At 72.2% G+C, this 5,359-nt stretch carries 5 protein-coding genes; 2 read left to right on the top strand and 3 right to left on the bottom strand.

Annotated features, from left to right (window positions below):
* Positions 1-851: ROK family transcriptional regulator (locus G3I40_RS13090; RefSeq protein ID WP_164302336.1), on the bottom strand; the 851-nt coding region annotated here is incomplete at its 3' end.
* 118 nt (positions 852-969) lie between these two features.
* Here G3I40_RS13090 and G3I40_RS13085 point away from each other — a divergent pair.
* Positions 970-2,172 carry an MFS transporter gene (locus G3I40_RS13085; protein WP_164302335.1) on the top strand — a complete coding sequence of 401 codons (1,203 nt, stop codon included), beginning with the start codon at positions 970-972 and terminating at the stop codon, positions 2,170-2,172.
* A 45-nt stretch (positions 2,173-2,217) separates the two neighbouring features.
* Here G3I40_RS13085 and G3I40_RS13080 read toward each other — a convergent pair whose 3' ends face one another.
* Complete coding sequence (locus G3I40_RS13080; protein WP_164302334.1) at positions 2,218-3,489, bottom strand: alginate lyase family protein; 1,272 nt, start codon at positions 3,487-3,489, stop codon at positions 2,218-2,220.
* A 193-nt stretch (positions 3,490-3,682) separates the two neighbouring features.
* On the opposite strand from G3I40_RS13080, the gene G3I40_RS13075 reads away from it, so the two are divergent.
* On the top strand, positions 3,683-5,089 hold the full coding sequence (locus G3I40_RS13075) for a solute carrier family 23 protein (protein WP_164302333.1): 1,407 nt from the start codon (positions 3,683-3,685) through the stop codon (positions 5,087-5,089).
* A 35-nt stretch (positions 5,090-5,124) separates the two neighbouring features.
* Here G3I40_RS13075 and G3I40_RS13070 read toward each other — a convergent pair.
* On the bottom strand, positions 5,125-5,359 hold a 235-nt coding region (locus G3I40_RS13070), incomplete at its 5' end, for a glycoside hydrolase family 6 protein (protein WP_164302332.1).

The raw sequence follows: 5,359 nt of genomic DNA, 5'->3' as shown, positions 1-5,359 counted from the left end.
ACCGGCTCCCCGGGCCCCACCAGGCCGTGGGCGCGGGCCAGTTCGAGGATCGCGCCCGCGCCGGCCAGGGAGTGGAAACCGCCGTCGCACCCCGTGGCGGACGGCAGCCCGTCGGTGCCCGGGACCGGCAGGAAACCCACTTCCCCGGTCCCGCCGGAGGCGCCGCGCCGCAGCCTGCCGTCCAGGACGACGGCCGCGCCGACGCCGAGCCCGAGCCAGAGCAGCACGAAGGTGTCCCGGTCCCGGGTGGCCCCGTCGCGCTGCTCGGCGAGGGCGGCGAGGTTCGTCTCGTTCTCCACGAGCACGCGCGCGGGCAGCCGCTCCTGGAGGGCGGTGACCAGTCGGCGGTGCCATTCCGGGAGTCCGGAGGAGTCGCGCAGTTCGCCGGATGCCGGGTCGATCAGGCCGGGGGCGCCCACGCCCACCGTGTGCAGTCGTTCGGCGCCTGCTTCCTTCGCCGTCCGCTCCAGGAAGGCGACGGCCCGCTCGACCGCGGGGCCCGGCGCCTCGCCCTCCTCGACGGGCAGCGACGCCTCGGCCAGCACGGCGCCCAGCAGGTCGCAGACGACCAGGCGCACGCCCTCGGTGCGTACGTCGAGCGCCGCGAGGTGCGCGCGGTCGGCGACGATCCCGTAGAGCCTGGCGTTCGGGCCGCGCCGCCGGGCGCCCGCCTCCCCGACGACCGAGACCAGTCCGGAGGCGGTGAGCCGCTCGACGAGGTCGGCGACGGAGGGCCGGGACAGACCGGTGAGGTCCTTCAACTGACCGGCGGTGAGCGGGCCTTCCTCCTGGAGGAAGCGCAGTGCGAGCCGGTCGTTGATGGCTCGGGCGGTCCTCGGCGATGCGGGCATGGCCGGATCCTACGCCGAAACGGGCTAACTATCAGGCAGGGTTCCTGATAGTTTACGGCGGCACCCTGGGGACGGGCGCGGGGATGCGGAACGGGACGCACTGGGAGGGGCCCACCGGATGAATGAAGTGACCTACGCACTGAAGGAGCTGAAGCAGGCGCGCTACGCCGTGGCGACCGTCTTCTGCGTCCACGGGGCGGTGACCGGGTCCTTCGCGACCCGCGTCCCGTGGATCCAGGACCACGCGGGCGTGAGCGCGGGCCAGCTCGGCCTCGCGCTCGCCTTCCCCGCGATCGGCGCCTCCGTGGCGATGCCGCTGGCCGGCAGCGTGAGCCACCGGTTCGGGGCGCGGACGGCGCTGCGCGGGCTGCTCGCCCTGTGGACGCTGGCGCTGACCCTGCCCTCGCTCGCCCCGAACCTGGTCACGCTGTGCGCGGTGCTCTTCGTGTACGGGGCGACGGCCGGCATGTCGGACGTGGCGATGAACGCGCTCGGGGTGGAGGTCGAGACCCGCCTCGACAAGTCGATCATGTCGGGGCTGCACGGCATGTGGAGCGTGGGCGCCCTCATCGGCTCGGCGGGCGGCACGCTCGCCGCACACCTGGGCGGGGACGCCCGACTGCACCACCTGCTCGCGGCCGCGGTGCTGACCGTCGTCGGCTTCGCCGCCTGCCGCTGGGTGCTGGACCTTCGTCCGGCGGAGGACGAGGAGGCGCCGCCGCGGTTCACGCTGCCGCCGAAGTCGGCGCTGCTGATCGGCGCGGTCGGCTTCTGCGCCGTGTTCGCGGAGGGCGCGAGCCTGGACTGGTCGGCGGTGTACCTGCGGGACGTCCTCGACACCTCGGCCGGGCTCGCGGCCGCCTGCACCACGGCGTTCACGCTCACCATGGCCGTCGCACGGATCGCGGGCGACGCCGTGGTGGACCGGTTCGGCGCGGTGCGCACGGTGCGGGTGGGCGGCGTCGGCGCCACGCTCGGCGCGCTGCTCGTGGTCGTGGCCCCGAACCCGCCCGTCGCCATGGCGGGATTCGGTCTGCTCGGCCTCGGCATCGCGGTCGTCGTCCCGCTCGCCTTCGCGGCGGCCGGGCGCAGCGGGCCGAACCCGAGCCAGGCCATCGCGGGTGTCGCCACCATCACGTACACCTCGGGGCTCATCGCCCCGTCGGCGATCGGCACGGTCGCCGACGCGACGAGCCTCGTGGTGTCGTTCGGTCTGGTGACGGCTCTGACATGTGGGCTGATGCTGTTCGCGGGCGTGCTGCGCGGCGCCGACCGTACGCCGCTGAAGAACGCGGAGGCCGCCCCGGCGCGCACGAACTGACCGCGGGGGCGCCGGAGTCGTCCGGCGCCCCGGGTCAGCAGGGGGTCACCCCGCGATCGAGTCCAGTTGCTCGGCCGCGGGCCGCAGTGCCCACAGATCGCCGCCGGGCGGCGCCTGCAGCTTCGGCACGGCGCTGCGCGCGGCCGGGTCCCCCGCGTCGGCGGCCGCGTGCACGACGTCGCTCGCCGCGAACCGCTGGAACTCCAGCTCCGGGTGCGGCCAGGCCGTCTCCCCCGTCGCCGCGGGCAGCAGATAGTCCACGGCCTTGAACAGGCTCTGTCCGTCCGGGCCTCGGTACGTCCACAGGTCGACGCCGACGTGGCGGCCGATCGCGGCGAGCCGCGTGTAGGCGACCAGGTCGAAGGTCGAGTAGTGCCAGCTGCGGGTGCGCGCGAGTTCCTGCGGCTGGCTGCCGTCGCCCGCGATCTGCGCGTCGATGCGCTTGCCGCGGGCGTCGAGGACGGTGCGCCGCGCGAGGTCCGTGTCTCCGGTGGCGTACGCGAGGGCGGCGACCTGCATGTCGTAGAAGGTGCCGTGGTTGTTGTCGGCCGTGCCCTCCTCCTTGCCGAAGTCGCTGTTCACCATCCAGTCGAGGAAGTCCTCGTTCCAGGCGTCCATGCCCGCGCGGTCGGCCCGGGACCAGCCGGGAGCGCCGGTGGCGAGCAGGGCGACGGCGTCCACGACGCTGGTGTACGACTGCGAGAAGTCGATGACGCCGATGGCGCGGCCGTCGTACTTGCACGGGATGAACTGGGCGTGGTCCAGGTTCGGGTTCATCTTCGTGTCCGCGTCGAGGAACCAGGTGCGCAGCACCTCCCCGGCCTTCCGCGCGTAGCTCTTCTTGCCGGTGTAGTACCAGGCGAGCGCGAGGTCGTACGTCGAGTCGAAGACCTTCTCGACGTCCTGGCGGTCGGTGCCGGTGTCGACCTCGGGATTGCGCTGTCCGTCCTTCTGAACGTACGGACAGCCCCAGGGATTGTCGGCGGTGGGCGAGGTGGAGGGCCACCAGTACGGGGCCTGGCTCAGGTAGTCGTGGACGTCGCCGCCCGGTGCGGGCTTCGGCTTGTCGACGACCGTCCAGGGGCCCTGGTCCAGCCAGGCGTCGGCGCGCGTCGTCAAGTCCTTCACAGAGCGCTTGAGTTGGGGATCCCCGTGGGCGAGGCGGGTCTTCGTCTGCTGGAGGCGTCTGCCGTCGAGGACGGCGGTTCGGGGAGCGGAATCGCGGGGGGCCGCGTCCGCGGTCGGTACGAGGACGGCGGTCAGGGCGGCCGCCGCCGCGACGAGGGCGCCGAGGCGCATCCGAGGTCTTGCACGCATCACACGGCTCCATCCAGATATGTATCTGAACGATGTTCACGGATAAGTGCGAGCGAGCGTAGACCTGTGGGCTCTTCCCAACAAGAAGCGCGGCACGTTCCGCCCACCGGGCGCGCGCGAACTCGCACTTACGTGCCTTTAACATGAGGCGATCGTTTCGAGCCACAACAGCACCACAGAAAGCAGATCTCACATGGACCTCGGCGTGCGCTGGAAACTGCACGGCGACGGACGCACCCCGGCCCCCGGCGCCGTCGTCCGCCCCGACGAGCGGCTGTCGTGGCCGCGCACGATCGGACTCGGCGCGCAGCACGTGGTCGCCATGTTCGGCGCCTCGTTCGTCGCACCGGTCCTGATGGGGCTCGACCCGAACCTCGCGATCATGATGTCCGGCGTCGCGACGGTGATCTTCCTGCTCGCCACCCGCGGCCGGGTCCCCAGCTACCTGGGCTGTTCGCTCTCGTTCGTGGGCGTCGCCGCCGTGATCCGCGCCTCGGGCGGCTCCAGCGCCACGGTCACCGGCGCGGTCTTCGTCGTGGGCGTCGTGCTCTTCCTGGTCGGCCTCGCGGTGCAGAGGTTCGGGGCGCGGATCATCCACGCCGCGATGCCGCCGATCGTCACCGGCGCGGTCGTCATGCTCATCGGCTTCAACCTGGCCCCGGTGACGGCGTCCACGTACTGGCCGACCGACCAGTGGACGGCGCTCCTCGTGATGCTGTTCACCGGTTTGGCCGTGGTGTGCCTGCGCGGTTTCTGGTCCCGCATCGCGATCTTCCTGGGGCTGATCTTCGGCTACGGCATCTCGTGGCTCCTCGACCGGGTCTTCGGCAGGATCCACTCGGTCAACGGCGGCACCGAGGCCGTCGACCACTGGCGCCTGGACCTGTCCGGAGTCGGCACGGCGGACTGGGTCGGGCTGCCCTCCTTCCACGCCCCGTCCTTCGAGTGGTCGGCGATCCTCGTCGCGCTGCCCGTCGTCATCGCGCTGATCGCGGAGAACGCCGGGCACGTCAAGGCCGTCGGCGAGATGACCGGCGACAACCTCGACGACAACCTCGGCACCGCGATCTCGGCGGACGGCGTCGCGTCCATGCTCTCCACCGCCGTCGGCGGCCCGCCCAACACCACGTACTCCGAGAACATCGGCGTCATGGCCGCGACCCGCGTCTACTCGACGGCGGCCTACTGGGCGGCGGCCGGATTCGCCCTCCTCTTCGGTCTGTGCCCGAAGTTCGGCGCGATCGTCGCGGCCATCCCGGGCGGCGTCCTCGGCGGCATCACCGTCATCCTCTACGGCATGATCGGCCTGCTCGGCGCGCAGATCTGGATCAACGCCAAGGTCGATCTGCGCAACCCGCTGAACCTGGTGCCCGCCGCCGCGGGCATCATCATCGGCGTCGGCAACGTCTCCTTGAAGTTCACCGACAACTTCTCGCTGAGCGGCATCGCGCTCGGCACGATCGTGGTCATCACCGGCTACCACGCACTGCGCGCGATGGCCCCGGCACACCTCAAGTCGCAGGAGCCGCTGCTCGATTCGGGGACGTCGACGTACGACAAGGACGACGAGAAGCACGAGGGCGAGACGGCCCCGCGCTGATCGCCCCCCCTCACGCCCGCAGGGGGCGTCCCGCTTCAGTCGGCCAGCTCGTAGGCGTAGTCGGGGGTGAAGGTGCCGGGCGAGCCCTTGCAGCCGTCGGACTCGCCGGGCAGCTTCACCCACAGATAGGCGTCGATCCCCGGCTCGCCGGTCCGCAGCGTCGGCGCCCGGCCCAGCTTGCGGCCGTCGGGGTCGCACCACGCGCCGCCCGCCGGGGCCCCGTTGCCGTTGCGGCTGGTGTCGATGACGGCGCCCAGGCCGCTCGCGCCG

This window comes from Streptomyces sp. SID14478 (genome assembly GCF_010548525.1).
Taxonomy (GTDB): Bacteria; Actinomycetota; Actinomycetes; order Streptomycetales; family Streptomycetaceae; genus Streptomyces.
The sequence above is the reverse complement of the archived record's forward strand: the minus strand, read 5'-3'. Positions and strand labels throughout refer to the sequence as shown.